We start from the raw sequence: 26,693 nt of genomic DNA on the forward strand, positions 1-26,693 counted from the left end.
TCAGGACGGCCAGGTCGCCTCGGTTACCTGGCCTCCGATTACTTCGACGCTGAGGCGGGCCGGACCGTCCGGGATGACGTGCAGGTCGTAGCGACCTTCCGGTACGTCGAAGAAGACGGCGGAGTAGGTCGTTGCACCGTCCGGTGTCGGACGCGGAACCACCGCGATATGAGGAAAGTGAGTGTGTCCGGAGTGGTGTCCGCCGGTCGGCCGGCGTTCGATCTCCGCATCCTCCAGGTCCGCAGGGAGGGTGAGGACGATCGCCCCGACCCCGTCGCCGATGTCGAGCAGCACCGAGGAGCCCTTGCCGGCGTGCGGATTCTCTTCGGCGTTGGTCAGCGGCCTGGTCATGACACCGCGGGCATGCCGGGCTTGGAGGAGTACCCTCCGGCCGGAGTGCCGAGGTAGGGGAACCAGCTGAGGTAGTCGGAGTTCGTGTTCGACGTACCGTCCTTGATCGCGCCGGCGGCGTCGTCCGGCTTGAAGGCAGGGTCGACGAGCGGGATCGTGAGACCGGCCACGGCGCGCAGTTCGACGGTGACGACATCGTCGAAGACCCGCCGCCCGTTGGGGAACCCGGCCGCGTCGCCGGCGACCAGGCCGAGCGGGTTCGGCGACTTGGCCGGCGGTACGGCGACGTTCAGCCGCAGCATGTCGGCCTGCACCGGGCCGGTGTAGTTCTGGAAGCCGGGCACCACGCCCTTCGGGATCCCTGTCAACAGGATCGCGGCCAGGTCCGCGCGCGGTTTCTTGTACGCCGCGAGCCGCGGGAACACCCCGGGGTACAGCACCGGGAGCAGCCCGGCGAGCTCCGGTTGCGTGACGTACTTCGCGAACCGCTTGTCCTCGAACGGTGACAGGCTGTTCCACTTGTCCTTCTCGGCCATCGGCACGATGACCTCGTTGAACAGCGGGTTGCCCAGCCGCGACACCTGCCTGTAGGGACCGTGCCAGACCGGGATGCCGCCGTCCAGGATCTTGGACTGCTGCCGACTGGCACTCGCATAGACACCGATCACGGACTTCGCGTCCAGGACGTCCTTGGGCTTCCGGCCGTCGCGGGTGAGATCGCTGATCGGGACCTGCAGCGCGATCGTGTGCACGTTCGAGCCCTGCAGCCCGTTCACGCCCATCGCGGCGGCCGACGGGATCAGGTGCGCCATCTGGAACGGCCGCAACGTGCCGAGATCGAAGATGCTGCCCAGATCGGCGAAGAACCCGTCCGCGCGCTGACCCGCGAACACCTTGCGGTTCGTGCCGATCGTGTGGATCGCCTGGCGCGCGAGCTTGGCGTAGTTCGGCGTACTGCGGATGCCGACGTTGACCGGCGGCGCCGCCAGGTTGCGGGCCAGGATCCGCGAGCGGCCGTGCTCGACGCGCGTGACCGAGTAGAACTGCGGGCGGTTCCAGTTCGGGTCCTTGATCGAGGCGATCGGACCGGTGTTGTACAGGAACGTCTTCTGGTTCCGGATCTCGGCGTGGAAACGGAACTGGTAGCTGATGTCCGCCTTGCCGGTCCCGCTGTTGGAGATGTGCAGCTGGTACAGCACGTCGTCACCGAACTCGTAGAAGTTCGGACCGCCGTACGGGTTCTGGAACGGGATGAAGTTGGCGATGATCGTGACGGTGTCCGGTTTGTCCGGCGACACGAACGCGTAGACATCGGTGTTGTCCGCGACCGGGTCCTTCGAGATCTCCGGCGCTTCGCGATGCGAAGACATGGCTTTCCCCTCCTCAGGCCGTCGTCACGCCGGCGAGGCGTGCGGCCAGTTCACGATCGGTGACCAGGACCTCGCGCTCGCCGACCATGATCGCCAGCCGGCCGCTCTTCACGTCCTTGACATGCACCACGAACGATTCGGCGCCGGTCAGGTCCTCGGCCGCGAGCTGCGGCCCTGAGTCCCCTGCTGCTCCGGCTTCGTCGCTGAAGATCTTCGGTACTGCGACGGCGCCGACGGCCGCCGCCGTACCCGCCCCCGCGAAAACCAGAAATCCGCGACGTGTTGCGTCACTCATGACTGCCCCTTTCTTGTCCGTACGGCGGCGTCGAGCGCAACCGCGGTCGACCGGGATTCGCGGCTGTCCGACGCGCGGATGGGTAGCGGGGAGAACTTCCGCGGGAGAGCCATCCGGGCGGGGCTTGGGAACGAAGAGTGGATGTCCCGTCAATCACCGAGTTTGGAGTGTTCCCGATGATCACACTGGCCTTCATCGGCTTGGTCGGCGGCCTGATCACCGGGGTCTCCCCCTGCGTTCTGCCGATGCTCCCGATCATCTTCTTCGCCGGCACCGCCGGTAAGACCGAAGGCAGAGCCGTGCCGGCCGACGGCCGCGTTCTCGTCGACGAGCCCACGGTGAAGAAGGCGCGAGACTTCCGGCCGCTGAAGATCATCGCGGGCATCGTGGTGAGCTTCAGCCTGTTCACGCTGACCGGATCGGTGATCCTGTCGGCGCTCGGGCTGCCGGACGACTTCCTGCGCTGGGGCGGTCTCGTCATCCTCACCCTGGTCGGGCTGGGTCTGATCTTCCCCGCGCTCGGTCACTGGATCGAGAAGCCCTTCTACCGGCTGCCCAAGATCAACAAGAACAACAGCGGCGCGTTCGTCCTCGGCCTCGGTCTCGGCACCTTGTACGTCCCGTGCGCCGGGCCGGTCCTCGCTGCGATCACAGTCGCCGGTGCGACCGGCAACGTCGGCTGGCGCACCGTCGTACTCACGGTGTCGTTCGCCGTCGGTGCTGCCTTGCCGCTGTTGATCTTCGCGTCGGCGGGTTCGCGGATCTCACAACGGGTGAAGGCGTACCGCGACCACGCGCGCGGCTTCCGGATCGGCGGCGGGGTCGTGATGATCCTGCTCGCGGTGGCGCTCGCCTTCAACATCACCGACGTCATCCAGCGCTCACTGCCCAGCTATACCAGCGGCCTCGAGAAGAAGGTTGCCGAGAACAAGACCGTCCAGGGTGTGCTCGCCCCGGCCCTCGGGCAAGGCGGGCAGGACCTGGCCAAGTGCACGCCGGGGGCCGCGGACCTCGCCTCCTGTGGAGCAGCGCCGGAGTTCACCGGGACGCAGAAGTGGTTCAACACACCCGGCGGCAAGCCGGCGACGATCGGCGGGCTCAAGGGCAAGGTGGTCCTGGTCGACTTCTGGGCCTACTCGTGCATCAACTGCCAGCGCGCCACTCCGCATCTGCTTGCCTGGGACAAGGCTTATCGCAGCCTCGGCCTCGAGATCGTCGGCATCCACTCGCCCGAGTTCGCGTTCGAGAAGAGCGCCGGGAACCTGGAGTCCGCGATCCGCAAGGAGCGCATCGGGTATCCCGTCGGCCAGGACAACAATCTCGCGACGTGGACGCAGTACCGCAACCAGTACTGGCCGGCGAAGTACCTGGTCGATGCCGGAGGCACCGTTCGGTCGATCAAGTTCGGCGAGGGCGGGTACGGGCAGACCGAGGACCAGATCCGCCAGTTGCTGAAGGACGCGAATCCCGGCGTACAGCTGCCGGCTCCGGTCGACGGTACGGTCAAGGCCGACTCGATCGGCGGTGCGGGAACGACACCGGAGACGTACCTCGCCTACTCCCGCTCGACCAACCTGCGCGGCACCGGCAAGCTGACCCCCGGCAAGACAGTTGCCTTCGGCCTCAATCCCGCCCAGCCCGACGACACCTACAGCCTCGGCGCCGACTGGACCGTCGGCACCCAAAGTGTCACCTCCACCACCGGCTCCCAGGCACGCCTCAACTACAACGCCGCAAAGGTCTACCACGTCCTGTCCGGCCAAGGCACCGTCACCGTCTCGATCCCCGGAGAACCCGACAAAACAATCAAGGTCTCCGGCACGCCGAACGCCTACCAGCTGGTCGACAACCCCACCCAGCAACGCAAAACCATGACCCTCACCTACACCCCCAACATCTCCGCCTTCACCTTCAGCTTCGGCTGACGATTCCTGTGAGGGAATTGAGGGTGGCTGGTGACGGGGTCAGTGTTGAGGCGTGCAAACGATGAAGAGTTATCACATTCAGTACGGCGGTGGGCTGGAGAGTTTGCGGCTTCGTGAGCATCCGGTGCCGGAGCCGGGGGCGGGCGAGGTGCTGGTGCGGATTCGGGCGAATTCGCTCAGCGCGCGTGAGTTGAACATCCTGCGGGGGCGCTACCCGCTCCCGGTTGCCGACGCCATCATCGCGGCGTCTGACGGAGCCGGTGAAGTGGTAGCGGTAGGTGCCGGGGTCGAGCGGTTCCAGGTCGGGGATCGAGTGATGGGGGTGGTGTTCCCGCACTGGTTCGACGGGCGGTTCGATCTGGCGCGGGCGGATCAGCTCGGTGGTTCGCTCGACGGTCTGCTGACGGAGTACGCCGTACTCGATCAGGACGGGGTGCTGCCGATTCCCGGGGACCTCACGTTCGAAGAGGCCGCGACGCTGCCGTGTGCCGCGGTGACCGCGTGGAACGCATTGGTGGGCGGTCAGGGTTTGGAGCCTGGCGAATCCGTGCTCACGCTGGGGTCGGGTGGCGTGTCGCTGTTCGCCCTGCAGCTCGCCAAGGTGCTCGGCGCTCACGTGATCGCGACGGCCGGCAGCGACGAGAAGGCTGCCCGGCTCACCGAGCTCGGTGCGGACGCGGTCATCAATCACACCGTCACGCCGGACTGGTCCAAGCAGGTGCGCGAGCTGACAGATGGGCGCGGTGTCGATCATGTCGTCGACGTAGCAGGGACCTTGAACGAGTCGCTGCGCGCCACAGCCACCGGAGGCGAGGTTGCCTTCGTCGGATCGCTCGGCGGCGCCGACCCGGTCGACGCCCGGCTTCTGTTCACCTCGTCCGTCACGCTCCGGCCGATCGCCCTCGGGCACCGCGCGCACTTCGAGGCGATGAACAAGGCCATCGCCGCGGCCGGCCTGCGCCCGGTCATCGACCGGATCTTCCCCTTCGAGGAGACTCCGGACGCCTTCCGCTACTATGTCGACGGCGGCGGCTTCGGCAAGATCGTCATCACCCAACCGGCCTGACCACTAGGCGAGGCGCGGAACCACCTCGTCGGCCAGGCGAGTGGCGAACTCCACCGGGTTGCGGTCCGGCATGAACTGCAGCTCGGTGATGCCGAGGCGCGCGTACTGTTCCGCCGCCGCGAAGAAGGCGTCCGGGTCCTCGAGCACGCGATCGGTGTACACGGCGGTCTTGGTGATGCTGTCGTAGTCGCGGCCCTCGGCATCACAGTGCGCCCGCAGTACGTCGAGTTTGTGCTTCACATCCTCAGGGCTGACCGCGAACAGGTTGCACGCGTCGGCGTACCGCGCCACCAGCAGCAGCGTCTTCTTCTCACCTCCGCCGCCGACCATGATCTGCGGCCGCGGCGACGAGATCGGCGCCGGCACGCACAGCGTCTCCGCCAGCTGGTAGTGCCGTCCGTCGAACGGTCCGTTGTCGTCGCTCCACATCTGCTGACAGATCTGCAGGCTCTCCTCGAGCCGCTCGAAGCGCTCACCCATCGGCACCACCGGTACGCCGAGGGCACGCTGCTCGCGCTCGTACCAAGAAGCGCCGATGCCCAGGAACGCGCGACCACCGGACAGGACGTCGAGGGTAGTCACGATCTTCGCGAGCAGACCGGGATAGCGGTACATCACGCCGGTGACGAGCAGCCCCAGCTGTAGCCGCTCGGTCCGAGCGGCTACATAGCCGAGCGTGGTGTACCCCTCCAGCATGGGCTCGTCGGCGGTGCCGCGATGCTCCATCTGGAAGTAGTGGTCCATCACGGTGAACCGGTGGAACCCGGCGTCCTCGGCGATCCGGGCCGTCTCGGCCAGCGTCGGCGCGATGCCGGACGGGTCGGCCGGATCGGAGTACGTCCAGTAGTGCAGGCCGAGCTTCACCGAGACCTCCGCTGGTGTCTTCCGTACAACTGCGAACAGACCAGAGCCTAGGCGGAAGAATACGACCATGACGACCGAGACATCGCCGGACGGCGTGGTGACCAAGACCGCCCCTGGCTCTGTAGCTGAGGTGGCAACCAGATTCCGTGAGCTTCTCGACGCGAAGGGCGTGACGGTGTTCGCGGTCATCGATCAGGCGGCCGCCGCCCAGACAGCCGGGCTGACTCTTCGCGACACCGTCCTCGTCATCTTCGGCAACCCGGCCGCGGGCACTCCGGTGATGGCTGCCGCCCCGCTGGCCGGTCTGGACCTCCCGCTCAAGGTCCTCATCTGGGACGACGCGGGCGTAACCCGAGTCAGCTACTACTCCCCCGAGACCATCGCCTACCACCACAACCTCACCCCGACCACTACCGCCGGTCTCTCCGCCATCCACCCCCTGACCGACGCCCTCACCAGGGCGTGACTCAGCGAGGAGGGGGCTCAGGCCAGGATCGGGAGCAGGCCGAGGATCGGTGCTCCGAGAACACCCAGGAACTGCGCGAGGATGCGGATCGGCTTGACGAGGGCCGAGCCGGCCGAGGCCAGTGAGCCTGCGGCGAGAAGAAGGCGGGTCAGGCGCTCGAGCCTCGTGGCGATCCGGGCGCGGTCAGGCTCGGGCCGGCGCAGTCCGGACTCGACCTCGGCCAGTTCCTTGTCCGCCGCGACGGAGCTCGCCGGGTCGAGCCGCGTTGCCTCGATGCCGGCCCGCAGTTCGGCGTACGCCTGCCAGGCCTGCTCCGGCGTCACGACGATGCCGGTCTGCCCTCCGGTGATGTGCTGATCGCGCCCGACGTTGTTGATGTTGGCCGCGTTCTGGTTACCGATGTTGAAAGTCATCGCGATTCATCTCATCAGCTGGGGTGGCGGCAGGTCCCGATCGACCCGGCGACGGCGTGCGGTGGCGACGATGTGCAGCACGATCCCGGCGATGATCAGCAGTACGCCGACCAGGTTCACCAGGCCACCGACCGCAAAGATCAGGAAGCCGCTGAAGTCGTCCATGGTGGGCATGGAGACGGACGAGAAGTTCATGATCTGACCGAAGTACTTGTACCAACCGAAGACGGCGACGGCGAGTCCGACTACGAACACCACGACGCCGATCCAGATCAGCCCCCGGGCCCGCGTCTTGGTCGCCGCGATCTCACGGAAGAAGTTCTCCCGCTGCTGGATGACGTGCTGGACGTACTGGTCCCGCCCGACGTTGTTGATCGTGTGCGCTCGCTGATCGCCGACGTCGTACCGGACCGCGGTCGGTGCCCCCTCGCCGGCGCTGTAGCGAAGCTGCAGGTCCGCCAGCCTCACCCGGTCCCCCGGATACAACCGCCGCGGCATCGTGACGGCTTCACCGTTCACGAAGGTGCCGCCGACCGAGCCGAGATCCTCGACGTAGTCCGCACCGCCCCGCTGCCACAGCGCCGCATGCGTGCGGCTCAGGTACGGGTCCTCGAACCGCACGTCGCAGTTCGGCTGCCGGCCGACTGTCAGGTGCGCACCGGTCAGGTCGATCCGTTGCCCCTCGTGCGATCCGGTCTCGACCACGAGGTACGGCGTACTCGATCCATCACTCATCGTCCCCTGCGGCGCGCGCGGGCACCTCGCACCTCGGCACCGCACCCCCACTGTCAGCAAAGCACTCGGTCCGGACCACGACAAGGTGCAACAGCTTCTACGATGGCCGCATCCGTAGCTCACGAAGGGACGGATCACCCATGGCTGCATACCGCGTGTCTCATCTGGACGCGATCGAGGAGTTCGACGACGCCGGGTGTCACTACCGGCCGATCCGGCACGAGTTGGGTGTCTCGGCGTTCGGGGTGACTGCCTGGACCGGTCATGCCGTGGGTGACCTGGTCATCAACGAGCACGACGAGGGCGATCCGACCGCGGATCAGGAGCTTTTCCTCGTCCTGCAGGGTCATGCCCAGTTCGAGATCGACGGCGATCAGGTCGACGCACCGACCGGGACCCTCGTCTTCGCGCCGCCCCGCACCCGGCGATCCGCGACCGCCAAGCAGGCCGGTACGACGATCATCGCGCTGGAAGGCACGCCGGGGCAGGCCTACGACGCCCGCGGCTGGGAGCTCTGGGCACCGCTCTTTCCGCTCTACGAGGCCGGCAGGTACGGCGAGGTGGCCGACCGGCTCCGGATTCTGGTCGAAGACTCCCCGCAGTACCCCATGCTGTTCTTCAACCTCGCCTGCTGCGAGAGTCAGAGCGGTCGCACCGACGACGCGCTCGCCCATCTTCGCCGGGCTGTCACGATGTCCGACGAGTTCCGCGGCCACGCGACAACCGATCCCGACCTCGACCCGATCCGCGACGATCCCGCGTTCCTGGAACTGATCAAAGGAGCTGGCGCCTGATGTACGACGTGTTGGTCCTCGTCGAAGAAGAGTTGAGCGCGGAGGATGCCAGACGACTGGCGGAGCTGTACGCCGCCCCGTCCGAGCCGGTGCGCTTCCATGTGGTGATTCCGTGCGAGGACGCCCAGGCACAGATCGAGGCGTCCCTGGCCGGTATGGCGGGGACCGAACTGTTCGGGATGCCCGGTCCGCGGTACGCGCCGCAGGCGGACGACGACATCCGCCGCGCAGCCGACGACGCCCAACGGGCCGTGGATGCTGCCGCCACCGCCGCGATGGAACGCAGCGTCGGGCGCCTCCGCTCCCTGGACCGGGAGGCCGACGGCATCATCACGCGCCGGCCCCCGGTCGACGAGCTCGTCGACTACATCAAGCGTGAGCACGGCCAGGAGGTCGTCATCCTGACCCGGCCGCACGTCATCGCCGAGCTGCTCCACGTCGACTGGTCCGCCCAGGCGCGCCGCCACCTCGGCGTACCCGTCCTCCACCTCCTCGAACAACACACCGACACCCCGACGGCCTGACCGCCGACTGCAAAGGCCGGATGGTTCAGGGGTTGAGCGGCGGATGGGTGGTCAAGGTCGAGCGGGCGTCGGCGGACTCGATGGCGGTGAGGGAGACGCGATACCAGCGGACGCTGTGCTGGAAGATCGACTGGAAGAGATTGCTGATCACCGAGAAGCGGAAGTCCCACTCGCACAGGTCCCAGCTGTAGTCGTCGACCGCGAGTGATTCCCAGTAGCGCCGCAACAGGCCCAGGCGATCGGCGCTCGGGAGCACGGCCAGGCTGTAGGCGAGGTCGTGCGGGCCGAGGCCGGGCTTGAGCTCGGACCAGTCGATCACCTTCGGCCGCGGGTCGGTTCCGGTGAAGAACACGTTGCCGAGGAAGTGGAAGTCGCCGTGGATCAAGGTGAGCGCACGGCCGTCGCCGACCCGCAAACGGAACTGGCTCTCCCAGCCGTCGACGATCTCCGCGAGGATCGAGCGTTCCGCGTCCCCGAGTTCAGGTGCGGCGTCGAAGAATCGCTTGGCCTCCGCGCGGACGGCAGCCGCACTCCGACTGATCACCTCCGGCGGCCAGGCCTGCGCCGTACTGGTGACGGACGGCTCGAGCTCGACGGCCGGGACGTCGTTCCAGAACTCACGATGCAGAGCGGCGAGTACGTCGATCGCGCCGTGCAACTGGGCTTCGGACACCTCGGCTCCGACGACGTGATAGCCCAAGGCGTTCAGGTCCTCGGTCAGCAGGAGGATCGCGTCACCGTCGTCCGTGGCACCGAGGAGGCGCGGTGCCGGATGATCCCAGCGCGGCGCCAGCTGCTCGTAGAAACGGATCTCCCGCCGAGCCGCCGCGAGCCCGTCACCGGTCGCGTGCTTCGCGATGACGGTGGTCTCGGAGCCGCACGACGTACGAACGGCAACCCGTGCAACCTCGGCCGCGGAAGCGGCGAAGGAGTCGAGCAGGCGTACGTCGCTCAGCGGCTCGCCCAGGGCCGCACTGATCGCGTCGCGGGAGAACGGTGTGTCGGACATCGCCTCAGAGTACGTAGAAGCCCGTGACCACTGTCGGGAGGAGGCCGACGACCAGCCAGAGGGACTTCAGCGAGCGCTGGAAGATAGCGAGGATGCCGGCGGCGGTCAGGACGCCGATGACGCCGGACATCAGCCACAGGCCGACGCCGCGTCCGTACTCCTTCTCGGCCACACCGATGCTGTACACGGCCAGCGTGATCGCGGGGACGCTGCCGACGTGGAACAAGATGACCGAGGCGACCCAGCGCTGGACCGTCTCGATCTTCATGGGCTTCGGTGTTCTGCGGCGCTTCACGTTGTCCATCGTACACGAACGATTAGTGCACAAACTATGTGGCGTTGGCCTCTTTCGCGGCCGCGATCACCTTGGTCAGCTCCTGATGGAGATGCTGCAGCTCGGACACCTCCATACCCAGCCGGCTCACGATCGCCGCCGGGATCTTCTCGGCCTCCTTGCGCAACCGCCAGCCGGCCGGGGTCAGCGTGACGGCGAGCGCGCGCTCGTCGGCGCGCGCCCGCGGACGCTCGACGTACCCGCTCGCCTCCAGGCGCTTCAGCAAGGGTGACAACGTCGCAGGCTCCAACTGCAGCAGCCTGCTGAGCTCCTTCACCGACAGCGGCGCGTGCTGCCAAAGCGCCAGCATCACCAGGTACTGCGGGTGCGTCAGGCCCATCGGCTCGAGCAGCGGCCGGTACACCGCGATCACCGTGCGCGAGGCCACGGCCAGCGCGAAGCACACCTGGTTCTCCAGCTCCAGCGGATCGATATCGCCGAAGTCACTCAACAGGACCTCCATCAGACGTCGTCCCGCCCAGGCTATCGCATCACCACTAATGATTAGTGCGATAACCAGCCTCTACGAGCTCGGCGAGTTCGCGGTCGAAGCGGGGTTGGTCCTCGACGAACGGGACGTGCCCGACGCCGTCGTACCAGGACGGCCTCGCGGTCCTGCACACCTCGAGGACGTGATCGGCCATCGAGGGCAGCACGATCGTGTCCGAACGGCCGTGGGTCACCAGCACCGGGACCGAAAGCCTCGCCAGTACGTCGTCACCGTCGATCTCGCGGGAGATCAACGCTCCCCGCACCTCGGGCGGGACGACCATGTTCCAGGCCAGCGCCGCGCTCCACTCGTCCGGATCGAGCGGCTCGGCGGTGCAGACGCCGAGGAAGCGGCGGATCGCGGCGATGTTCGTGGCGAGGTCGGGTTGGCCGGCGTCCGGTGCGTTGCCGAGGAAGCCTGGACCGATGTGGTCGAACGTCGGCGGTTTCATCATTACCGCGGCCCCGACCAGATCGACGGCGCCGATCCGATCCTCGCCGTACGCACGGATGTAGTCGGAGACGATGAACCCGCCGTACGACCAGGCGACCAGCACCGGCCGGTCGAGGCCCAGCTGGTCGATGACCGCGGCAAGGTCGTCCGCCCACAACTGCGGGTCGCGATAACTGTCCGCACCCAACGGCTTCTCGGACATGCCGTGGCCCCGGTTGTCGAAGGCCACCAGCCGGAACCGCTCGGCGAGCTGCCCGCCGAGCTGGCGCGCCCAGCAGACATGACTGGCCGACCATCCGTGAATGAAGAGCACAGGACGCCCCTGCGGGTTACCCCACTCACCGGCGTGCAGCCTGACCCCTCCCCCGCCGCGTACGTCGTACGTCGCTCTAGGCTCCGCGAGAATCGCCTTGTCCGCGATGACCATGTGCTCCATCGAACGCCTCCTGAGAACTGTGTTCCTGCCTGATACTCGTGAAAGTAGGCGGCTGGGTGAGTCGCCGGCATCGGAGCCAGCACGCAGTACCGAGCAGCCGATGTGGCGGTCAACACGCAGCTTCGGGGGCGTGCGAAGATGTTCGATGACCGACGAACATCGAGAGGATCGCAGCATGCATGCCCTGACCTTCGAACAGCCCGCCGCCGATACGAGCTCCACCCGTGTCGCCGAGGTCGCCGTACCGGAGCCTGGACCGGGCGAGCTGACCATCGACGTGAAGGCTGCCGGGATCAACTTCATCGACGTGATGGCGCGCCGGGGCGATCCGGCGTACGTGACGTCCTGGCCGTTCGTGCCGGGGCTGGAGGCGGCCGGCACGGTCCGGGCGCTCGGCGACGGCGTCGCGGGACCCGCGGTCGGTACGCCGGTCGCCGCCTTCACCCGGTCGGGCGGGCTGGCCGACGTGGTCCGGGTCCGTGCCGAGCTGGCGGTTCCGATCCCCGACGGCTTGTCGTTCGAGCAGGCAGCGGTTGCCCCCGGCACCTATACGACCGCGGCGCTACTGGTCCGGCAGTCCGGACGGCTGCGCGCCGGCGAGACCCTGCTCATGCAGTCCGCCGCAGGCGGGGTCGGCCAGGCCGTCGCTGCCTGGGCCCGGCGCGACGGTGCGAAGAAGCTGATCGGAATCGTCGGCAGTGCCACCCGCGTCGCGGCCGCGGAGAAAAGCGGGTACGACGTCGTGCTGACCCGCGGGGCGGAGCTGGCCGAGCGCGTCCGCGACCTGACGGACGGCCGGGGCGTCGACGTGGTCCTCGATTCCCAGGGGACAGAGCAGATCGAGTCCGACCTCGACATGCTGGCCGCGGGTGGCCGGGTCGTCCTGTTCGGGAACGCGGGCGGCGCGCCGCTGAACGACCTGCCACCCGGACGGCTGTTCGCGGGCAACGCGTCGATCGGCGGGTTCAGCATGAGCGCGATGTCGATCCGCGCGCCGGAGATCATCGGCAACGCTCTGCGTGAGGTGCTCGAACTCGTCGCGCGAGGAGAGCTCGGCCTCGAGTTCACCGCGATCGATGGACTCGAGGCCGCAGCCGATGCTCAACAAGCGCTGGCCGAAGGTCGCGGCGCCGGCAAGTACGTCGTACGCCTGTAACTCACAAGTCGGCGGCGGACGGTGACGGCGTGTTCGACGGGGCCGTGCTCGAGGGTGTGGGTGACGGCGTCGGCGAGGGTGAGGTCGACGGCGTGGTCCGAGTCGGGGCGCTCGGAGTCGCGCTGGTCGACGGCGGGGTTTGGGACGGCGTCGGGCTGGTCGACGGCGTGGTGGTCGGAGTTGCGCTCGGCGTCGGGGTTGGCGACGGGGTGGCGCTTTGGGACGGCGGCGACTGGCTCGGCTGAGTCGGTGCGGTCTGGTTCGGCGCGGTTGTCGACGACGGCGTGGTCGGCTGGGACGTCGGCGTACTGCTGGTGGCGCCCGGTTGTGGACCGACGTCGGTCGTCGGCGGCTGGTTCGTGCCGTTGTTGTTGAGCAGGACCACGGCGAGTACGGCGCCGGCTGTCGCAAGCAGGGCGATCGCGCCGGCGATCAAGGTCATCCGTCGATCGCGCTGTGCCTGCGTGGTCGGCGGGCGGGTGGGCACGGGCTCAGTCACTGGTGCGACGGGGACGGGGACGGGCATGGGAGCGGTGGCGGCGACCGGCGTACTGGCACTGAGGGCACCGGCCTCGATCTCGGCCGCGGTCGGACGGTCGTCCGGGTCCTTGGCGAGCATCTGGAGCAGGACGGCCTCGAACGCGCCGGCGAGTTCGGGCCGCTCGAGGCTCGGCGGAGCCGGCTCGGCGTCGACGTGCTGGTACAGGATCGAGGTCGGATGTTCGCCGGTGAACGGCGGCCGGCCGGTGACCAGTTGATAGAGCACACAACCCAGCGCGTAGACATCGGCCGGCTTGCCTGCCTGCCCGCCCTGCGCACGTTCGGGCGCGAGGTACTGCGCGCTGCCGATGATCTGGCCGGTCCCGGTCAGCGTGCTCGCACCCTCGCCCGGGAGGTGGGCGATGCCGAAGTCGGCGACCTTGATCGTCCCGTCGGTCGAGATCAGCAGGTTGCTCGGCTTCACGTCCCGGTGGACGACGTCCTCGCGATGCGCGGCGGCCAGACCCGCGGCGCACTGCTCGATGATCTCGATCGCGCGGTCCTTCGGCAGCGGCCCGTGCTGCTCGAGCTCGTCGGCGACCGACCCGCCCTCGACCAGTTCCATCACCAGGAAGAACCCGTCGTCGTGCTGACCGAAGTCGTACACGGCCACGACATGGGCGTCGTTCAGGCGCGCGGCGGCGCGCGCCTCGCGGTGGAACCGTTCGGCGGCCCGCGGATCACGGTCGGAGCGCAGCAGCAGCTTGACCGCGACCTCGCGCCCCAGCTGTTCGTCCGTACCGCGAAAGACTTCTCCCATGCCGCCTCGGCCGAGAGAAGAACCCAATCTGTACCGCTTCGCTACAAACACCCTGACCCCCGTACCCGCGACCCAAACACGGTAACCGGTACGCCAAGGGCTTCGTCGTGACAAATGACCGAGTACACGGTGACAAACGACGCAGGTACGGCGACCTCGGAACGTTAAATTTCCTGCTGTGACCACTGACACCGCGGCTCGCAGCCCGCTCGCAGCGCTCGCTTTCGGACCACGCCGGCCTCTGCTGACGGCGGCTGTGTTCCTCGTGACACTGGCCTGCGGGATCGCGCAACTGGTCCACCGGCCGCTGTACGACGCCGTCGTCCGTGACCCGACGCGCATCGACAACGGCCAGTGGTACCGCCTGATCACCGGCATGTTCTTCCAGGACGGCTGGGCGTCCGGCCTGGTCTCGAACCTGATCCTGCTCGCGGTCGTCGGCACCATCGCCGAGCGCGTCTTCGGCCGCCGCCGGTGGGCGATCCTGTACTTCGGCTGCGGCTGGCTCGGCCAGCTGATGAGCTACCTGTGGCTCAACCCGACCGGCGCCGGCAACTCGATGTGCGTCGCCGGCCTGATCGGCGGCCTGGCCATCCTGATCCTGATGGCACCCAGCCGGTACGGCGTCACCCCACCGCTACAGCTCCGCATCGCGGCGTACGCCGTCCCCGTCCTGGCCGTGGTCGACACCGCCATCAGCGACAACCACGGGCTCCCCTGCCTCCTCGGAATGCTCCTCGGCTACTTCATCCTCCCCAGACCCGACCTCAAGGCTTGACCGCGTCGAGTGGGTTGGCGGCGATCCGGTCAGCTAGGCCGGTGTGGATCGCGCGTGCGGCGGAGCTGTCGGGCTTCCGGTCGGCCTGGGCCCGGAAGCAGGCGAGGAACTCGTCGCTGAGCCCGAGCCTCGGGAAGTCGCGGAGTACTTCGGCGCGGAACGCCGGACTGAGGTCGTCGGCGTCCTTGCCCACGATGTCCAGCGCGGCCGCCCGCGAGAGCAGGTGACCTTCCGGGTCGACGGTCACGTCGACGTCGGGCACCATGTGCCGGACGATCACCTCGCCGAGGCGCTCGCGGCGCTCACTCGGCCAACCCGCCCCGGCGGTGAAGACCCGGGCGAGATGGCCGCCGGCCTCTTCGAACGAAACGGTGTGGCTGTCGAACTCCGGCGCGAGCGCGAGGTCGTGGAACATCGCGGCGGCGAACAACAGCTCCGCGTCGTACTGGATGCCGTTCAGCTCGCCGTACGCGGCCGCCCACAGGTAGACGCGTCGCGAGTGGCTCAGCAGGGCGGTCGTGAGGTAGTTCGAAGCCACCTCCAACGCCGCGGCCGAGGCCGGCGTGGCCGGGATGACAAGGTCCTTCGTACTGATCATGCTTCGACGGTATGGCGTGAAAGGCCCCCATCGTTGGTCCAATCCGACATGATGAAGGCGGGCCACTGATCACTGCGGAGAGGACCGTCATGCGTGCCATCACAGCTGTGGAACGCGCGGCCGGTGTCGGCGGGTTGTCGCTGACCGAGCTGCCGTATCCGCACGCCGCCGAGAACGACGTCATCGTCCAGGTACACGCGGCCGGTTTCACCCGCGGCGAGCTGGACTGGCCGGGGACGTGGACCGACCGTGCCGGACGCGACCGCACCCCGACGGTCCCCGGCCACGAACTGTCGGGCGTTGTCGCCGAGCTCGGCTACGGCACGACGGGGCTCACGGTCGGCCAGCGGGTGTTCGGGCTCGCGGACTGGACCCGCAACGGCACCCTCGCCGAGTACGTCGCCGTCGAGGCCCGCAACCTCGCTCCGCTGCCCGCGGATGTCGATTACGTGGCAGCAGCCGCGCTACCGATCTCCGGGCTGACCGCCTGGCAAGGTCTCTACGACCACGCACACCTGCAAACGGGGCAGTCCGTCCTCGTCCACGGGGTCGCCGGCGCCGTCGGATCCATCGTCGCGCAGCTCGCCCGCGAGACCGGAGCCCACATCATCGGCACCGGCCGGGCCGCCGACCGCGCCGCAGCCGCCGAGCTGGGCGTCCACGAGTTCCTCGACCTGGACAGCGAGCGCCTCCAAGACGCCGGCGAGGTCGACGTCGTCTTCGACGTGATCGGCGGCGACATCCGCGACCGCTCCACCGCTCTGGTCCGGCCCGGCGGAACCCTGGTCACCATCCCGACTCCGCCGACCATCCACCCCACCGGCGGCCGCGCCGTCTTCTTCGTCGTCGAACCCGATCGCGAACAACTGATCCAACTCGCTGCCCGCCTCCGCGAGGGCCGGTTGGTCCCCGTCGTCACCACCGTCCGCCCACTCGCCGAAGCCCCCGAGGCCTTCACCGAACGCGGCCGGACGATCCTCACCGGGTTCGTGCAGGGATGAGCAAGGACGGGCGGTTGCCGAAGAAGGTCTACGAGCGGGAGTTGCTGCGGCTGCAGGCCGAGTTGGTCAAGCTGCAGGAGTGGGTCCGGGTCGAGGGGGCCCGGCTGGTGGTGATCTTCGAGGGCCGGGACGCGGCCGGCAAGGGCAGCACGATCAAGCGGGTCACGCAGTACCTCAATCCCCGGGTTGCCCGGATCGTCGCGCTGCCGGCGCCGACCGAGCGGCAGCGGACCGAGTGGTACTTCCAGCGGTACGTCGAACACCTGCCGGCCGCCGGCGAGATCACGCTGTTCGACCGCAGCTGGTACAACCGCGCGGGTGTCGAGCGGGTGATGGGGTTCTGCACCAACCAGGAGTACGCGCGGTTCCTGCATCAGTGCCCGATCTTCGAGCGGTTGCTGGTCGAGGACGGCATCCTGCTGCGCAAGTACTGGTTCTCGGTCAGCGACAGCGAGCAGGAGAACCGCTTCCGCAGCCGCCTCGAGGACCCGATGCGGCGCTGGAAGCTGTCGCCGATGGACCTGGAGTCGATCACCCGCTGGGAGGACTACTCCCGCGCCAAGGACGAGATGTTCGTCCACACCGACATCCCCGAGGCGCCCTGGCACGTCGTCGAGAGCGAGGACAAGCGCTCCGCACGGATCAACATGATCGCCCATCTGCTCTCGACGATCTCGTACTACGAGGTGCAGCGGCCGCCGCTCGACCTGCCGCCCCGGCCGCCGTCCAAGGGGTACGAACGCCCGCCCCGCGACATGCAGGCCCAGGTCCCCGACCACGCCGCCGAACTCCGCGGCTGACGGCCCCGGCACACTGGGGTCGTGCCGTCGAAGGACAAGACCCGGACCCGGCCGGCCTGGTACCGCCGGCTCTGGTCCGCCGTGTCGTTGGTGATCCTGTTCGCCGTCGTCGAGTACATCGTGCTCCCGAAGCTCGCCCTCGCGCGGGAATCGCTCCATCGCGTCTCGGAGCTCAACCCTGCCTGGATCGTCCTCGCCGTCGTGCTCGAAGCCTGCAGCCTCGTCTGCTACTCGCTCTTCAGCCGCGCGCTCCTCGGCAAGGACCACCTGCCGTTCTTCTGGATCCTGCGGTCCGACCTCACCGGGTACGGCGTCAGCCATGTCGTTCCGGGCGGCGCCGCGACAGCGACCGCCCTGCGCTTCCGGCTGCTCGTCATGGGCGGTGCGCAGCCGACGAATGTGACGGCGACCGTCACGGCGGAAGCCATCGGGTCCCCGCTCGCACTGGTGCTGCTCGCCTGGCTGACGTCGATCCCGGCCGTGTTCCTGCGCGAGGCGAGCACGGCGTACCTGATCATGTTCCTGGTCGGCCTGGGCGTCCTGGTCTGCGCCTTCCTCGCCGACCGCGGGCGATCCAGCCTCGAGCACCTCGCCGTCCGGCTGCTGCGAGCCATCCTCGGACGACTCCCCCAGCGGATCCGGCCGTGGATCTCGACCGTTGCGCGCCGCCTGCGCGATGTCGTCGCGGATCCCGAAGTACGCAAGGCCTTCCTGAGCTGGGCGACGCTGAACTGGCTCCTCGACGCCGCCGTGCTCTGGACCTTCCTTGCCGCGTACGGCGAGCGGGTCCACCCGATCGTGGTGCTGATCGCGTACTGCGCCGCGAACCTGGCCGCCGTCGTACCGCTGACCCCCGGCGGCATCGGCGTCGTCGAGGGCATCGCGGTCTCGTCACTGATCGGCTTCGGCGTCGACGGGCAGGCTGCACTGCTCGCCGTACTCTCCTGGCGGCTCCTCCAGTTCTGGGCGCCGGTCCCGCTCGCCGGCCTCTGCTACCTGAGCCTCCGCGCCCAGGGCGCGTTGACCCCGGCGAAGCAGGCCTAAGAGCTACTTCGCCGCGCCGCGGAGGGTCGCCTGCTGCTGGGCCTTCAGCGCCAGGCGCATGGTTTCGAAGGTGTGCTCCTGGGGTGCGGCCGTGGTGGTCCGGTCCTGGACGTCGCGGACGAGGTCGGCGTAGTACGTCGTCTCGACCTTCGAGCAGTCGATGTACTGCGTGCCCTCCTGGTTGACCAGGAACAGGTGGTCGCCGCCGTCGCGGCCGGCGATGTCGACGTACTTGCGGAGCTCGATGTAGCCGTCGGTGCCGAGGATCATCAGGCGGCCGTCGCCCCACGTCGGCAGACCGGCCGGCGTGTACCAGTCGACCCGGATGTAGCCCTGGGCGTTCTCGCTGCGGAGCAGGATCTCGCCGAAGTCCTGCAGACCCGGCTCGTCCGGGTTGGCGAAGTTCCCGACCGTGCTCGCGACGACCTCGGCCGTCCGCGCGCCGGTGAACCAGAGGAACTGGTCGATCTGGTGCGAGGCGATATCGGTCAGGATGCCGCCGTACCGGGCCTTGTCGTAGAACCAGTCCGGGCGGCCGGCGCCGCCGCCGAGGTGGCCGCGGTCGCCGACGCGGTGCGGCCCGATGCCGATGGTCTGGACGACGGTCCCGATCCTGCCCTCGCGGACCAGCTCGCCCGCCTTGATCACGCTCGGCACCTCGAACCGCTCGGAGAACGTCACCGACCAGAACCGGCCGCTCTGGTCGACCGCCTTCTCGATCTCCTCGAGCTGCTCCAGACTCACGCAGCCGGGCTTGTCGGTCACGACGTCCTTGCCGGCTCGCAGAGCGGTGACGGCGATCGGTCCGCGTCGATCCGGTACGCCGGCGGTCACGATCAGGTCGATGCCGTCCTGGGCGAGCAGCTCGTCCGGGCTGTCGGCCACCGGAACGTCCGGGTACCGCTCCCGGAGCCGGGTCGCGATCGCCGCGTCCGGATCGTCGGTCGCCATCCCGGCGAACTCCGCGCCGGCCGCGATCAGGCCTGCGACCTGACCGAAGATGTGCGCGTGGTCGAGCCCAACGGCGGCGAACCTGACAGCGTGCGTGGAAGTCACCCGTACTCCTCGATACTCGGCAGCACTTCAACTCCTCCTCACCCTATGCCAATCCGGCAAGCGCTTGCCAACCTCTGGCGAGCCGCATGTTCTCGCTACCCCGGACGAGTGTCGCCCGGGTAGGCGGCTCCCCCGGCCGCGGTGACCGCCCTACGGTGAGGCCAGGGTGGAACGGCGGAGAGGGGTCCGGCGATGGCCAGAGCACATGACCTCGAGTACGAAGCTGAGTTCGAATCTGAGTATGAGTACGAGGACGAGTTCGAGTACGAGGCGCCTCCGCCGCCGTTGCGGATCCGCATCGTGCACGGCCGGTCCTGGGGTGCCGACCGCGAGTTCGAGGACGAAGGCGACTTCTTCGACCCGGTGCCGCCGCCCGCGGGGGCGCGGCTGCTGACCCGGTTCGCCTTCGGCGGCGCGACTCTCACCGCCGCGCACCGGCGGGTGATCGTGCAGCTGGCCAAGGATCTGCTCCGCGACGGGCCGATGGGCAATCTCGACTGTCTCGACGTCACGATCGTCGGGCACGAGGACGAACTCGGCGAGCCGGCCCGCTTCGGCGCTCTCGGGCAGCGACGTGCTGAAGCCGTCACCAAGGCCCTCGCAGACGAGATGCAGCGGCAGGTGGCCCGCATCCCCGCCGCGTCCCGTCCCCGAGGCCAGTTCGTCATCACCGTCCAGACGCTCGGCCCCACCAGGCCGATGCGCTCGAACCTGACCGCCGACGGCCGCGCCCTGAACCGCCGCGTCGAGGTCACCCTCGGCCGCCCCGGCCTGTGCCCGGATGTGGTCTGACCGGCAGTAGCCGGTGAGCCAGTCGGAGTATGACGGAAGGCGGCCGCCATACCCCGCGGTCATCGAGCGCCCAGGCCTAGGTGGTCAGTGGCTTTACGGGTTGTTGGCGACGCCTTCGTCGATCTTGAGCCCGCGGGCCGCGGTGATTCCGGCGTAGCTGATGCCCGCGATCGCCGCACCGGCGATCGGGGCGACGATGAACAGCCAGACCTGGCCGAGGGCGTCGCCGCCGGCGAACCAGGCGACGCCGAGTGAGCGGGCCGGGTTGACCGACGTGTTGGTGACCGGGATGCCGACCAGGTGGATCAGCGTCAGCGAGAGACCGATCGCGATCGGGGCGAAACCCTTCGGTGCCCGGTCGTCGGTCGCGCCGAGGATCACGTACAGGAAGAAAGCCGTCAGCACGATCTCGACAATCGCGCAGGCCAGCAGCGAGTAACCGCCGGGCGAGCGGTCACCGTAGCCATTACTCGCGAATCCGCTGTCGTGGGCACTGAAACCATCCTTGCCGCTGGCAACTGCCAGCAGAATGGCGCCGGCCGCGCTGGCAGCGACAATCTGGGTGACGATGTACGTCGGCACCCATTTCCACTCGATCCGCTTCGCGACCGCGAGGCCGATCGTGACCGCCGGGTTGAAATGACCGCCGGAGACATGGCCGACGGCGTACGCCATGGTCAGCACGGTCAGGCCGAAGGCCAGCGCCACGCCGAGATAGCCGATGCCGACAGGAACCTTGTCCGAGGTGAGCACGACACCGGCCAGTACGGCGGCACCGCAGCCGCCGAACACCAGCCAGAACGTGCCGAGAAATTCCGCACCGATCCGAGCCGCAGGACTGGGTGATTCCACGACTGCCTCCTTGTGACCCCCGTTGAATTGATGCCCTGCTGTCACAGTAAGGCATCAACTCGTCACATTTGGTTAACCGACAGCATTCGTCAGCGCGGCGGTCATCCGTCGGCGGGATTCGTAGTAGTGCTCCGGGTCGAGCACAGGGCGGTCGAAGCGCAGAGTGCGGTCGGCGTCGATGACGTCGAGCGCAGCCGTACCGCCGTGTGCCGCGCGGATCGCCTGCAGCGCGCGGTGGTCCCACATCGCCTGCGCGAAGACGCGGTGGCGGATCGACGGCCAAGGAGTACCGTCCCGGCCCGGATAGACCGCGAAGGCGTCGCCGGACGGGAACGCGCCTCCGGCCGAGGTGTCCTCGAACGGGTTGACCCGTCGGATCGAGTGCCACGTGTACCAGAAGTTGAAGCCCCAGTGCAGGAAGCCGTCGACCCCGGCCGCGAACAGCTGATGCCCGAGCGCACGGTTGCGCGCCGAGGGCATCCCGATGAACCGGTTGGCGACGTCGCGGTCCTGTGAGACGCAGTAGTAGACCCACAGACGCTCCGGCCGCTCTGCGAGGAACGGCTCGACATGGTCGGTCGCGACGACCGGCACCGCCACCGCGCCCGAGGTATAGAACGAGTGCTCGCTCAGCGCATCGACGACCGTCCAGCCCTTCAGCAGATCGGCGACGACGGCTTTCGCGGCGAGGTACGTCGCCAGCCCCTCCTCGCCCGACGGCTCGTCCGAGATGTGGAAGACCACGTGGTCGCGGTCCCACTCCTCGTCGAGCACGGCCTGCAGCGCCGGCAGCAGCGCTTCCATCAGCTTGCGGTAGCTGGCGTCGGTCGCGGGAACGTCCCATCCGAAGACGCGCTTCTGGTTGACGATGATGCCCGGCGTCGCTCGGGCGCCCCACTGGGTGAACAGGTGCGCGACCTCGACGCCGGTGATCCCCGTACGCCGGCACAGCTCGAGCCACCGTCGCAGCCGGTCGAACCCGAACTCGTACCCGTCGCCGCTCTCGGTGATGTCGACGAGCTGCACCACGGTCCGGTACGAACCGACGGCGGTGTCGAGTGGCGGCGTCCACACCGGAGCGAGCAGCGAGGTCGCGCCCATCTCGGCCGCGGATGCCATGAACCGCTCCACGACGTTCCAATGCTCCTCGCTGAACACCTCGAGCCCGTAGTGATCCGCGAGCGCGTCGAGGTGCATCCAATGGCTCGACACGATGTCGAGCGGCGGCACCTCGATGCCGGTGAGCTCGACCGTGACCGGCGCGCGATGCAGCTCGCGGCCGTCGGACGAGGTCAGCACGATCGTGAGTTCATGGACGCCGGCCCGCGCCGGATCGGTCGTGGTGACGTCGAACCACAGCGCAGCCCAGGCGCCGAACCGGACCGGAGCTTCGCCGTTCGAGACCGGTCGCAGCAGGTCCGGGTACAGCCCGGGTTCGTCGAACTCGTAGCCGTCGTCGTGCTCCGGCAGTGCCACGAACGAACACGGCACGAGCTCCACGGACGACACCGCGACGAGGTCGGCCGCCGCACCTTCGACCCGGACCTGCAGCGGGCTGGGGTCGCGGAACGTCGGCTCGAGCGGCGGGCGATAGGCCAGCTGGAACGACGCCGGCTCGCCCAGGAAGGCCTGGAACCTCGTCTCCGCGCGCACCGGACGGGGATCCCGGATCGGGTGCACCTTCGCGAGCGCATCGCAGACAACGAACTCCCACGTCCCGGCCACGCCAGACCACCATCCCGTTCCTTTGCGCAATTGTGGCTCCTATGATGCAGATCCGCGCATCAATGCACAATGGCGCTGGGCTGGCCGGAGCGGCAAGCGCTCCGGCCAGGTCCGGGTCAGCTGGTGGCGAGGCCGGCCGTGCCTGCGGTGGTGGCGCCGGCGACTTCCTCCTGCTTGGTCAGCGTGCCGTCGTGATGGACGGCGTACGAAGCGACGGAGCCGTTCGACAGACGCACGTACAGGAACTTGCCGTCGGGGCTGAGCGCGGCGTCCGAGCCCCCGGCGCTGGTCGGAGCTGCTACCGAAGCCAGCAGGTGGAGTCGTCCGTCGGCAGCGATGCGGTACGACGAGATCGACGCGCTCGCCGCGTTGACCGTGAAGGCGTAATCGCGCGTGACGACGAGCCAGCACGCGGCCGCCTGCTGGTCGCCGACCGAGGCGCTGACCGTCCGCATCCGGTTGCCGTGTACGGAGTACGACGAGACCGCTGACGGGCCGGCCTCGGAGACGATCGCATCACCACGACGGTCGAAATCGAATCCGTACGGCGTGACTCCGGCGGAGTGATGCGGTGTGGCCGTACCGGCGTACCCGTTGCGGATCGCGAACGTGTCGATCGTCTGATCGCCCTTGTGAGTCACGACCAGACTCCGGCCGTCGGGAGTGAACGAGACCTGGGCGGCCGCGGTCGGGGTTGCGCCGGACTTGCTGAGCGACCTGGTCGAGTGCGGCAACGGTTGCAGGTGCCCGTCGTGGCTGACCCTGAGACCGCTGATGGTTTCGCTGTTCTGGTTCAGCACGTAGACGACGCCGTGGCGGACGGTGACGCTGACCGGCAGATCGCCCCCGCTGGGGGCGACGTCGCGCCGTACAAGACCTCGGTCGGTGATGGCGAGCGTCGACACCGTGTCGTCACCGCCGTTCACCGCGAACAGAAGGTTGCCCTGACGCACCAGTCCGTACTGCGAAGCGAGCGACGACCCGAGTCCGTGACCGCCGGTCGGAACCGCGGCGCCGACACGCAAACGGCCGTCACGCAGCCGATCGAAGACCTGGACAGCATTGCCACTGGCAACGTTCGTCGTCTCGTACACGTGCCCGACGACCACGTCGCCGCCGGATCGTCCGGTCACCGCGGCGTTCGCGGGCGCGGTCGCCAGCAAGGACGCCACGGCAACGGCAGCGAACGCAGGCGCCAGTAACCGGGCAGAATGAATGGGCATGGAAATTCCTCTCACGCAGGGAATCACTGGAACGCCTTTGACAGTAGGGCTTTCCGCGATCCGCGAGAGGAATTTCCAAGCACGGTAAGGATGCCGTTATCGCCGCCAACTGGTTCGTGAAACGTAAGGTTTGTGGTGCTCGCCGGGACTGCTTGCGGGGACTGTCAGTCCTTGAAGGCGTCCTTGGCCTTCTCGCCGGCCTGCTTCAGGTCGGCCTTGGTCTTCTCGGCCTGCCCCTCGGCCTGCAGGTCGCGATCGTCGGTCGCGTCGCCGGTCTTCTCCTTGGCCTTGCCCTTGGCAGCCTCGGCCATGTTCTTGATCTTGTCGCCAGCACTCATCGAACTCTCCTTCCGATCCGGTGATCGTCGCCTCCCGGTGCCACCCGGCAGACGATGCGAAACGGCACCATTCACCAAACCACCTTGCCCGGCCGTATCGGGAGCGCGACAGGTTGCTCCGCAGCCGCGATCTGCAGAAGGGGCTGGTCCCGTCGTGCGCGCACCGTTCGTTTGTCACGTCGGGCTGTCACACCTGGCCTAGGACTGGTGGCCGGTCCAGCGGGGTGCGACCCGGCGCCATTCGCGGGCCCATTCGTCGGCGCGGTGACTGTCGAGTGGGCGCAGGGCGAGGCGGAACGCGACGAAGATCGCGGGCCAGGCGAGCAGCGGGAACGTCAGGGCGATCGCGGTGCCGAGGGCTGCGCTGTCGCCGGAGGTTGGTGGGGCGCCAGTCATCGCGCCGGCCTGGTCGATCCAGATCAGCACGGCTGCGTTGACCGGAGTACCGAGCAGGACGTCTGTCTCTCCCTCGTGGGAGGCCCCTGACTGGTCCTGCCACCTGACGCGAACCGACGTCGTCGTGAGCCCCAGCGTCGACGGTACGGCGTTGGCCGTGCCGTCCAGCGTTCGCGCATGGACCTGGTGAACGCCGGCGCGTTCCTGGGCCGCGGACTGGTCGGCCCGATCGTGCAGCGTCGTACCGAGGGCTGCTGCCGCGGGGATCACCAGCAGCGCGATCACGATCGCGACCAGGAGGAGCGCCGCCTCGATCCGGTCGACCCTCCGCCGCAACGGATTGTGGCCGAAGCTCAGTCGCCGCAGCTGCATCATGACGAACGGCTCGGCCCGGTGTTGCGGCGTGGAACTCATCGCGCTCCCCCTATCTGCTTCACAACGTAAGACAGCAGAAACACGCTGGCTGTGACGTCGCTGCAGATTGCAGAGGGCAACCGCGTGGTGGGCCCTACGGATACGTGGTGATGGCGACCACGCAGCTGCCCACGTTCTTCAGCGGCGCGAGCGCGGGGGCTGCGGCCGGATCGTGGAGCCGAAGGCACGACGAGCCGGAGAGGAGCCGGGACGTGAACGCGACAGGGTCACGGCAGGTGCGATACGACGGGGAGAACCCAGCGGTCCAGACCGCATGCGCCGGGCAAGTCGGCGGCGACCTGGACGAGGCGGTCGCAACCTTCCTGGAAGTCCGTCCGCGGTTGCTGGCGATCGCGTACCGCTTCCTCTCCAACGCGAGTGACGCCGAGGATCTGGTGCAGGAGACGTGGCTGCGCTGGCAGAAGACGGACCGCACGGTTGTCGAGAATCCGCAGGCACTCCTGGCGACGATGACCACACGGCTCGCGATCAACCTCAGCCAGTCCGCCCGGCGTCGCCACGAGACCCCGATGACGTCTGCAGCCGCCGAGCGGATCGACGACGGTGAGGACCCGGCAACCGCAGCCGAACAGAGCGACGCCGTCGAACAAGCCATGCTCGTCGTCCTCCAGAGCCTGTCCCCCAGGGAGCGTGCTGCCTTCGTACTCCGCGAGGCCTTCGACTACTCCTACGGGCAGCTCGCTGAGTTCCTCCACCTCGGTACGGCGAACAGCAGGCAGCTGGTCTGCCGGGCGCGGCGACGGATCGCGACCGACAAGCAGACCATCGTCACCAGCGAGTCACATCAGCACTTCGTCCACGCGTTCCTCGCCGCGGCCCGGGCCGGTGACCTGACCAGATTCGAAGAGCTGCTGACCGCCGACCTGGCCGCTTGACTGCGCTCCGGGGCGACTCGGCCGTCAAGTTGGTCACAGTTGTCACCTAGCTGCCGGCGGCCCGCTCGATGACCTGAGTGGTCGTCTTGGGGTCGCTGATCAGGCCGAGGTGTCCCTCGTCGAACTCCGTCACGGTGGATCCGGCCCGCTTCGCCATCGCGCGCTGGACGTCCGGCGGGATGATCTTGTCGCCGGTGCCGATCAGGTACCAGGACGGGATCGTCTTCCAGGCCGGAGCACCGGACGTGTCGGCCAGGCCGCCGAAGGCACCCGGTCGCTGGGTCGCGTAGACCATTTCCTGGTCCTCGGCGTTCAGGCCGGTCGCGAACCACGTCAGGACCGTCGACCGCTTCAGGTAGAGATCGGTGGTCGGCGTCGGCGGCCCGGCCGGGACGAAATCGAACACCTGGGTCGGATCGGGGTTCGAGAGCGCGGAGTCCGCACTGGCCGCCTGGAGAGCCGTCTCGCCCTCGTCGAGCGCGAACGCGTTGACGTACACGAGCGCCTCGATGTTCGGCAGTCCGGTGGCCGCGTTGGTGATCACGGCACCGCCGTACGAGTGACCGACCAGGACGACCGGGCCTGGCAAGGTTTGGAGGAACGCCCGTACGGACGCGGCGTCGCCCGGAAGCGAGCGCAAAGGGTTCGGGATCGCCCGCACGGTGTACCCGTCGTCGTGCAGCCGGCCGATGACGCCCGACCAGTTCGACGCGTCCGCCCACGCACCGTGCACCAGCACGATCGTCGGCCTGATGTCACTGCTCATGAATCTGTCCTGTTCGGTCCGGAGGGCGGCTCC

The 26,693-nt window shown here is 68.3% G+C and carries 31 protein-coding genes; 12 read left to right on the forward strand and 19 right to left on the reverse strand.

Annotated features, from left to right (window positions below):
* Genes OHA10_RS33515 through OHA10_RS33525 form a run of 3 tightly spaced genes read right to left on the reverse strand, consistent with a single transcriptional unit; the run spans position 1 to position 2,016 of the window.
* Positions 1-351: a hypothetical protein gene (locus tag OHA10_RS33515; protein ID WP_371402777.1), complete on the reverse strand. Its 351-nt coding sequence runs from the start codon at positions 349-351 to the stop codon at positions 1-3.
* Positions 348-1,721 carry a DUF4331 domain-containing protein gene (locus OHA10_RS33520; protein ID WP_371402778.1) on the reverse strand — a complete coding sequence of 458 codons (1,374 nt, stop codon included), beginning with the start codon at positions 1,719-1,721 and terminating at the stop codon, positions 348-350. Before OHA10_RS33520 ends, OHA10_RS33515 begins: the two co-directional genes overlap by 4 nt.
* Positions 1,722-1,734: 13 nt before the next feature.
* On the reverse strand, positions 1,735-2,016 hold the full coding sequence (locus OHA10_RS33525) for a twin-arginine translocation signal domain-containing protein (protein ID WP_371402779.1): 282 nt from the start codon (positions 2,014-2,016) through the stop codon (positions 1,735-1,737).
* Between the two features lie 176 nt (positions 2,017-2,192).
* On the opposite strand from OHA10_RS33525, the gene OHA10_RS33530 reads away from it, so the two are divergent.
* The gene (locus OHA10_RS33530; protein ID WP_371402780.1) at positions 2,193-3,941 is read left to right on the forward strand and encodes a cytochrome c biogenesis protein CcdA; all 1,749 of its coding nucleotides are present in this window, start codon (positions 2,193-2,195) and stop codon (positions 3,939-3,941) included.
* 61 nt (positions 3,942-4,002) lie between these two features.
* Positions 4,003-5,007 carry an NAD(P)-dependent alcohol dehydrogenase gene (locus OHA10_RS33535; RefSeq protein ID WP_371402781.1) on the forward strand — a complete coding sequence of 335 codons (1,005 nt, stop codon included), beginning with the start codon at positions 4,003-4,005 and terminating at the stop codon, positions 5,005-5,007.
* 3 nt (positions 5,008-5,010) lie between these two features.
* Here the strand turns inward: OHA10_RS33535 and OHA10_RS33540 are convergent, their stop codons facing one another.
* Positions 5,011-5,871 carry an LLM class F420-dependent oxidoreductase gene (locus OHA10_RS33540; protein WP_371402782.1) on the reverse strand — a complete coding sequence of 287 codons (861 nt, stop codon included), beginning with the start codon at positions 5,869-5,871 and terminating at the stop codon, positions 5,011-5,013.
* 67 nt (positions 5,872-5,938) lie between these two features.
* Here OHA10_RS33540 and OHA10_RS33545 point away from each other — a divergent pair, with 67 nt between their 5' ends.
* Positions 5,939-6,337 carry a DUF302 domain-containing protein gene (locus tag OHA10_RS33545; RefSeq protein ID WP_371402783.1) on the forward strand — a complete coding sequence of 133 codons (399 nt, stop codon included), beginning with the start codon at positions 5,939-5,941 and terminating at the stop codon, positions 6,335-6,337.
* A gap of 17 nt (positions 6,338-6,354) precedes the next feature.
* Here the strand turns inward: OHA10_RS33545 and OHA10_RS33550 are convergent, their stop codons facing one another.
* Positions 6,355-6,750: a hypothetical protein gene (locus tag OHA10_RS33550; protein ID WP_371402784.1), complete on the reverse strand. Its 396-nt coding sequence runs from the start codon at positions 6,748-6,750 to the stop codon at positions 6,355-6,357.
* A gap of 6 nt (positions 6,751-6,756) precedes the next feature.
* On the reverse strand, positions 6,757-7,485 hold the full coding sequence (locus OHA10_RS33555) for an FHA domain-containing protein (protein ID WP_371402785.1): 729 nt from the start codon (positions 7,483-7,485) through the stop codon (positions 6,757-6,759).
* Positions 7,486-7,625: 140 nt separating this feature from the next.
* Here OHA10_RS33555 and OHA10_RS33560 point away from each other — a divergent pair, with 140 nt between their 5' ends.
* Positions 7,626-8,279, forward strand: coding sequence for a hypothetical protein (locus OHA10_RS33560; protein WP_371402786.1), 654 nt, complete (start codon positions 7,626-7,628; stop codon positions 8,277-8,279).
* Entirely contained in the window at positions 8,279-8,803 is a 525-nt protein-coding gene (locus tag OHA10_RS33565; RefSeq protein ID WP_371402787.1) for a hypothetical protein, read from the forward strand. Before OHA10_RS33560 ends, OHA10_RS33565 begins: the two co-directional genes overlap by 1 nt.
* A gap of 25 nt (positions 8,804-8,828) precedes the next feature.
* Here the strand turns inward: OHA10_RS33565 and OHA10_RS33570 are convergent, their stop codons facing one another.
* Genes OHA10_RS33570 through OHA10_RS33585 form a run of 4 tightly spaced genes read right to left on the reverse strand, consistent with a single transcriptional unit; the run spans position 8,829 to position 11,525 of the window.
* Entirely contained in the window at positions 8,829-9,812 is a 984-nt protein-coding gene (locus OHA10_RS33570) for a phosphotransferase family protein (protein ID WP_371402788.1), read from the reverse strand.
* Positions 9,813-9,816: 4 nt separating this feature from the next.
* A complete protein-coding gene (locus OHA10_RS33575) occupies positions 9,817-10,107 on the reverse strand; it encodes a hypothetical protein (RefSeq protein ID WP_371402789.1) in 291 nt (96 codons plus the stop codon).
* Positions 10,108-10,141: 34 nt separating this feature from the next.
* Entirely contained in the window at positions 10,142-10,597 is a 456-nt protein-coding gene (locus tag OHA10_RS33580) for a MarR family winged helix-turn-helix transcriptional regulator (protein ID WP_371402790.1), read from the reverse strand.
* 46 nt (positions 10,598-10,643) lie between these two features.
* Entirely contained in the window at positions 10,644-11,525 is an 882-nt protein-coding gene (locus OHA10_RS33585) for an alpha/beta fold hydrolase (protein ID WP_371402791.1), read from the reverse strand.
* Positions 11,526-11,700: 175 nt separating this feature from the next.
* Here OHA10_RS33585 and OHA10_RS33590 point away from each other — a divergent pair, with 175 nt between their 5' ends.
* Entirely contained in the window at positions 11,701-12,681 is a 981-nt protein-coding gene (locus OHA10_RS33590; protein WP_371402792.1) for a zinc-binding alcohol dehydrogenase family protein, read from the forward strand.
* Between the two features lies 1 nt (position 12,682).
* On the opposite strand, the gene OHA10_RS33595 is transcribed toward OHA10_RS33590, so the two are convergent.
* Positions 12,683-14,032, reverse strand: coding sequence for a serine/threonine-protein kinase (locus OHA10_RS33595; RefSeq protein WP_371402793.1), 1,350 nt, complete (start codon positions 14,030-14,032; stop codon positions 12,683-12,685).
* Positions 14,033-14,159: 127 nt separating this feature from the next.
* Between OHA10_RS33595 and OHA10_RS33600 the strand changes: the two genes are divergently transcribed.
* Complete coding sequence (locus OHA10_RS33600; RefSeq protein ID WP_371402794.1) at positions 14,160-14,759, forward strand: rhomboid family intramembrane serine protease; 600 nt, start codon at positions 14,160-14,162, stop codon at positions 14,757-14,759.
* Here OHA10_RS33600 and OHA10_RS33605 read toward each other — a convergent pair.
* Positions 14,749-15,357: an HD domain-containing protein gene (locus OHA10_RS33605; RefSeq protein WP_371402795.1), complete on the reverse strand. Its 609-nt coding sequence runs from the start codon at positions 15,355-15,357 to the stop codon at positions 14,749-14,751. The two genes, OHA10_RS33600 and OHA10_RS33605, sit on opposite strands and share 11 nt — an antisense overlap.
* 89 nt (positions 15,358-15,446) lie before the next feature.
* Between OHA10_RS33605 and OHA10_RS33610 the strand changes: the two genes are divergently transcribed.
* The 3 genes from OHA10_RS33610 to OHA10_RS33620 are packed head-to-tail and all read left to right on the forward strand — an operon-like array spanning position 15,447 to position 18,202.
* A complete protein-coding gene (locus tag OHA10_RS33610) occupies positions 15,447-16,358 on the forward strand; it encodes an NADP-dependent oxidoreductase (RefSeq protein ID WP_371402796.1) in 912 nt (303 codons plus the stop codon).
* On the forward strand, positions 16,355-17,158 hold the full coding sequence (gene ppk2 / locus OHA10_RS33615; RefSeq protein ID WP_371402797.1) for a polyphosphate kinase 2: 804 nt from the start codon (positions 16,355-16,357) through the stop codon (positions 17,156-17,158). The genes OHA10_RS33610 and ppk2 overlap by 4 nt, the downstream gene beginning before the upstream one ends.
* Positions 17,159-17,179: 21 nt before the next feature.
* On the forward strand, positions 17,180-18,202 hold the full coding sequence (locus OHA10_RS33620) for a YbhN family protein (protein WP_371402798.1): 1,023 nt from the start codon (positions 17,180-17,182) through the stop codon (positions 18,200-18,202).
* 3 nt (positions 18,203-18,205) lie between these two features.
* Here OHA10_RS33620 and OHA10_RS33625 read toward each other — a convergent pair whose 3' ends face one another.
* The gene (locus OHA10_RS33625) at positions 18,206-19,258 is read right to left on the reverse strand and encodes a Gfo/Idh/MocA family protein (RefSeq protein ID WP_371402799.1); all 1,053 of its coding nucleotides are present in this window, start codon (positions 19,256-19,258) and stop codon (positions 18,206-18,208) included.
* Between the two features lie 192 nt (positions 19,259-19,450).
* Here OHA10_RS33625 and OHA10_RS33630 point away from each other — a divergent pair, with 192 nt between their 5' ends.
* A complete protein-coding gene (locus OHA10_RS33630) occupies positions 19,451-20,050 on the forward strand; it encodes an OmpA family protein (protein WP_371402800.1) in 600 nt (199 codons plus the stop codon).
* Positions 20,051-20,143: 93 nt separating this feature from the next.
* Here OHA10_RS33630 and aqpZ read toward each other — a convergent pair whose 3' ends face one another.
* The 5 genes from aqpZ to OHA10_RS33655 all read right to left on the reverse strand — a co-directional run bounded on the left by aqpZ (position 20,144) and on the right by OHA10_RS33655 (position 24,998).
* Positions 20,144-20,902 (reverse strand): aquaporin Z, encoded by a 759-nt coding sequence (aqpZ, locus tag OHA10_RS33635; protein WP_371402801.1) that lies wholly within the window; start codon positions 20,900-20,902, stop codon positions 20,144-20,146.
* 72 nt (positions 20,903-20,974) lie between these two features.
* Positions 20,975-22,627 carry a DUF4091 domain-containing protein gene (locus OHA10_RS33640; protein ID WP_371402802.1) on the reverse strand — a complete coding sequence of 551 codons (1,653 nt, stop codon included), beginning with the start codon at positions 22,625-22,627 and terminating at the stop codon, positions 20,975-20,977.
* A gap of 116 nt (positions 22,628-22,743) precedes the next feature.
* Positions 22,744-23,850 carry a lactonase family protein gene (locus tag OHA10_RS33645; protein WP_371402803.1) on the reverse strand — a complete coding sequence of 369 codons (1,107 nt, stop codon included), beginning with the start codon at positions 23,848-23,850 and terminating at the stop codon, positions 22,744-22,746.
* A 164-nt stretch (positions 23,851-24,014) separates the two neighbouring features.
* Positions 24,015-24,188, reverse strand: a complete 174-nt coding sequence (locus OHA10_RS33650; protein ID WP_371402804.1) for a CsbD family protein — start codon at positions 24,186-24,188, stop codon at positions 24,015-24,017.
* A 198-nt stretch (positions 24,189-24,386) separates the two neighbouring features.
* A complete protein-coding gene (locus OHA10_RS33655; RefSeq protein WP_371402805.1) occupies positions 24,387-24,998 on the reverse strand; it encodes a hypothetical protein in 612 nt (203 codons plus the stop codon).
* 110 nt (positions 24,999-25,108) lie between these two features.
* Between OHA10_RS33655 and OHA10_RS33660 the strand changes: the two genes are divergently transcribed.
* Positions 25,109-25,894 carry a sigma-70 family RNA polymerase sigma factor gene (locus OHA10_RS33660; RefSeq protein WP_371402806.1) on the forward strand — a complete coding sequence of 262 codons (786 nt, stop codon included), beginning with the start codon at positions 25,109-25,111 and terminating at the stop codon, positions 25,892-25,894.
* Between the two features lie 46 nt (positions 25,895-25,940).
* Here OHA10_RS33660 and OHA10_RS33665 read toward each other — a convergent pair whose 3' ends face one another.
* Positions 25,941-26,660, reverse strand: a complete 720-nt coding sequence (locus tag OHA10_RS33665) for an alpha/beta fold hydrolase (RefSeq protein ID WP_371402807.1) — start codon at positions 26,658-26,660, stop codon at positions 25,941-25,943.
* Positions 26,661-26,693 lie beyond the last annotated feature (33 nt).

Source organism: Kribbella sp. NBC_00662 (genome assembly GCF_041430295.1).
In the GTDB taxonomy this organism is placed as follows: Bacteria; Actinomycetota; Actinomycetes; order Propionibacteriales; family Kribbellaceae; genus Kribbella.

Excerpts from the sequence above, each read along its gene's own strand:
- ppk2 (WP_371402797.1), top strand. The coding sequence starts at position 16,355 with ATGAGCAAGGACGGGCGGTTGCCGAAGAAGGTCTACGAGCGGGAGTTG.
- OHA10_RS33545 (WP_371402783.1), top strand. The coding sequence starts at position 5,939 with ATGACGACCGAGACATCGCCGGACGGCGTGGTGACCAAGACCGCCCCT.
- OHA10_RS33530 (WP_371402780.1), top strand. The coding sequence starts at position 2,193 with ATGATCACACTGGCCTTCATCGGCTTGGTCGGCGGCCTGATCACCGGG.
- OHA10_RS33655 (WP_371402805.1), bottom strand. The coding sequence starts at position 24,998 with ATGAGTTCCACGCCGCAACACCGGGCCGAGCCGTTCGTCATGATGCAG.
- OHA10_RS33610 (WP_371402796.1), top strand. The coding sequence starts at position 15,447 with ATGCGTGCCATCACAGCTGTGGAACGCGCGGCCGGTGTCGGCGGGTTG.
- OHA10_RS33645 (WP_371402803.1), bottom strand. The coding sequence starts at position 23,850 with ATGCCCATTCATTCTGCCCGGTTACTGGCGCCTGCGTTCGCTGCCGTT.
- OHA10_RS33630 (WP_371402800.1), top strand. The coding sequence starts at position 19,451 with ATGGCCAGAGCACATGACCTCGAGTACGAAGCTGAGTTCGAATCTGAG.
- OHA10_RS33515 (WP_371402777.1), bottom strand. The coding sequence starts at position 351 with ATGACCAGGCCGCTGACCAACGCCGAAGAGAATCCGCACGCCGGCAAG.
- OHA10_RS33605 (WP_371402795.1), bottom strand. The coding sequence starts at position 15,357 with ATGATCAGTACGAAGGACCTTGTCATCCCGGCCACGCCGGCCTCGGCC.
- OHA10_RS33660 (WP_371402806.1), top strand. The coding sequence starts at position 25,109 with ATGGCGACCACGCAGCTGCCCACGTTCTTCAGCGGCGCGAGCGCGGGG.
- OHA10_RS33570 (WP_371402788.1), bottom strand. The coding sequence starts at position 9,812 with ATGTCCGACACACCGTTCTCCCGCGACGCGATCAGTGCGGCCCTGGGC.
- OHA10_RS33550 (WP_371402784.1), bottom strand. The coding sequence starts at position 6,750 with ATGACTTTCAACATCGGTAACCAGAACGCGGCCAACATCAACAACGTC.
- OHA10_RS33590 (WP_371402792.1), top strand. The coding sequence starts at position 11,701 with ATGCATGCCCTGACCTTCGAACAGCCCGCCGCCGATACGAGCTCCACC.
- OHA10_RS33525 (WP_371402779.1), bottom strand. The coding sequence starts at position 2,016 with ATGAGTGACGCAACACGTCGCGGATTTCTGGTTTTCGCGGGGGCGGGT.
- OHA10_RS33555 (WP_371402785.1), bottom strand. The coding sequence starts at position 7,485 with ATGAGTGATGGATCGAGTACGCCGTACCTCGTGGTCGAGACCGGATCG.
- OHA10_RS33520 (WP_371402778.1), bottom strand. The coding sequence starts at position 1,721 with ATGTCTTCGCATCGCGAAGCGCCGGAGATCTCGAAGGACCCGGTCGCG.
- OHA10_RS33535 (WP_371402781.1), top strand. The coding sequence starts at position 4,003 with ATGAAGAGTTATCACATTCAGTACGGCGGTGGGCTGGAGAGTTTGCGG.
- OHA10_RS33585 (WP_371402791.1), bottom strand. The coding sequence starts at position 11,525 with ATGGAGCACATGGTCATCGCGGACAAGGCGATTCTCGCGGAGCCTAGA.
- OHA10_RS33565 (WP_371402787.1), top strand. The coding sequence starts at position 8,279 with ATGTACGACGTGTTGGTCCTCGTCGAAGAAGAGTTGAGCGCGGAGGAT.
- OHA10_RS33665 (WP_371402807.1), bottom strand. The coding sequence starts at position 26,660 with ATGAGCAGTGACATCAGGCCGACGATCGTGCTGGTGCACGGTGCGTGG.
- OHA10_RS33650 (WP_371402804.1), bottom strand. The coding sequence starts at position 24,188 with ATGAGTGCTGGCGACAAGATCAAGAACATGGCCGAGGCTGCCAAGGGC.
- OHA10_RS33560 (WP_371402786.1), top strand. The coding sequence starts at position 7,626 with ATGGCTGCATACCGCGTGTCTCATCTGGACGCGATCGAGGAGTTCGAC.